At 50.6% G+C, this 2,099-nt stretch carries 1 rRNA gene; it reads left to right on the top strand.

From position 1 onward, the window contains the following. Positions 1-12: 12 nt before the first annotated feature. Positions 13-2,099, top strand: a 23S ribosomal RNA gene (locus tag JC606_RS23020); the annotation flags it as partial.

Here is a 2,099-nt window from a genome sequence, read left to right as displayed (position 1 = left end):
TTCGGGTTGTATGGTTAAGTGACTAAGCGTACACGGTGGATGCCTTGGCAGTCAGAGGCGATGAAGGACGTATTAACTTGCGATAAGCCCAGATTAGACAGTAAAAGTCATTTGAGTCTGGGATTTCCGAATGGGGAAACCCACTTACATAAGTAAGTATCTTGTTGTGAATACATAGCAGCAAGAGGCAAACCGGGGGAACTGAAACATCTAAGTACCCCGAGGAAGAGAAATCAACCGAGATTCCGAAAGTAGCGGCGAGCGAAATTGGATTAGCCCTTAAGCTTTTAATGAGACAGACGAAGGCTCTGGAAAGTGCCGCAATAAAGGGTGATAGCCCCGTAGTCGACATCTCATCATCAGTGAAAACGAGTAGGGCGGGACACGTGATATCCTGTCTGAATATGGGGGGACCATCCTCCAAGGCTAAATACTACTGACTGACCGATAGTGAACCAGTACCGTGAGGGAAAGGCGAAAAGAACCCCTGTGAGGGGAGTGAAATAGAACCTGAAACCGTGTACGTACAAGCAGTAGGAGCACCTTCGTGGTGTGACTGCGTACCTTTTGTATAATGGGTCAGCGACTTAATTTTAGTAGCAAGGTTAACCGTTTAGGGGAGCCGTAGGGAAACCGAGTCTTAACTGGGCGTACAGTTGCTAGGATTAGACCCGAAACCAGGTGATCTAGCCATGGGCAGGTTGAAGGTTGAGTAACATCAACTGGAGGACCGAACCGACTAATGTTGAAAAATTAGCGGATGACTTGTGGCTAGGGGTGAAAGGCCAATCAAACCTGGAGATAGCTGGTTCTCCCCGAAAGCTATTTAGGTAGCGCCTCGGACGAATACTACTGGGGGTAGAGCACTGTTAAGGCTAGGGGGTCATCCCGACTTACCAACCCTTTGCAAACTCCGAATACCAGTAAGTACTATCCGGGAGACACACGGCGGGTGCTAACGTCCGTCGTGGAGAGGGAAACAACCCAGACCGCCAGCTAAGGTCCCAAAGTATAGCTAAGTGGGAAACGATGTGGGAAGGCTCAGACAGCCAGGATGTTGGCTTAGAAGCAGCCATCATTTAAAGAAAGCGTAATAGCTCACTGGTCGAGTCGGCCTGCGCGGAAGATGTAACGGGGCTAAGCTATACACCGAAGCTGCGGCTACGCACTTATGTGCGTGGGGTAGGGGAGCGTTCTGTAAGCCGTTGAAGGTGGTCTGTAAGGGCTGCTGGAGGTATCAGAAGTGCGAATGCTGACATGAGTAACGATAAAGGGAGTGAAAAACTCCCTCGCCGGAAGACCAAGGGTTCCTGTCCAACGTTAATCGGGGCAGGGTAAGTCGACCCCTAAGGCGAGGCCGAAAGGCGTAGTCGATGGGAAACGGGTTAATATTCCCGTACTTCTTACAATTGCGATGGGGGGACGGAGAAGGCTAGGTGGGCCTGGCGACGGTTGTCCAGGTTCAAGTACGTAGGCGGAAGAGTTAGGTAAATCCGGTTCTTCATAACGCTGAGATACGATGTCGAGCTACTACGGTAGTGAAGTCATTGATGCCATGCTTCCAGGAAAAGCCTCTAAGCTTCAGATTGTAAGGAATCGTACCCCAAACCGACACAGGTGGTCGGGTAGAGAATACCAAGGCGCTTGAGAGAACTCGGGTGAAGGAACTAGGCAAAATGGTACCGTAACTTCGGGAGAAGGTACGCTCTTATCAGTGAAGTCCCTTGCGGATGGAGCAGACGAGAGTCGCAGATACCAGGTGGCTGCAACTGTTTATTAAAAACACAGCACTGTGCAAAATCGTAAGATGACGTATACGGTGTGACGCCTGCCCGGTGCCGGAAGGTTAATTGATGGGGTTAGACTTCGGTCGAAGCTCTTGATCGAAGCCCCGGTAAACGGCGGCCGTAACTATAACGGTCCTAAGGTAGCGAAATTCCTTGTCGGGTAAGTTCCGACCTGCACGAATGGCGTAATGATGGCCACGCTGTCTCCACCCGAGACTCAGTGAAATTGAAATCGCTGTGAAGATGCAGTGTACCCGCGGCTAGACGGAAAGACCCCGTGAACCTTTACTACAGCTTGGCACTGAACATTGA

Origin of the sequence: Vibrio sp. IB15 (assembly GCF_016406055.1) — a bacterium.
Classification (GTDB): Bacteria; Pseudomonadota; Gammaproteobacteria; order Enterobacterales; family Vibrionaceae; genus Vibrio; species Vibrio chagasii.
Note: the sequence above shows the minus strand (reverse complement) of the source record. Positions and strands in the feature narration are given on the sequence as shown.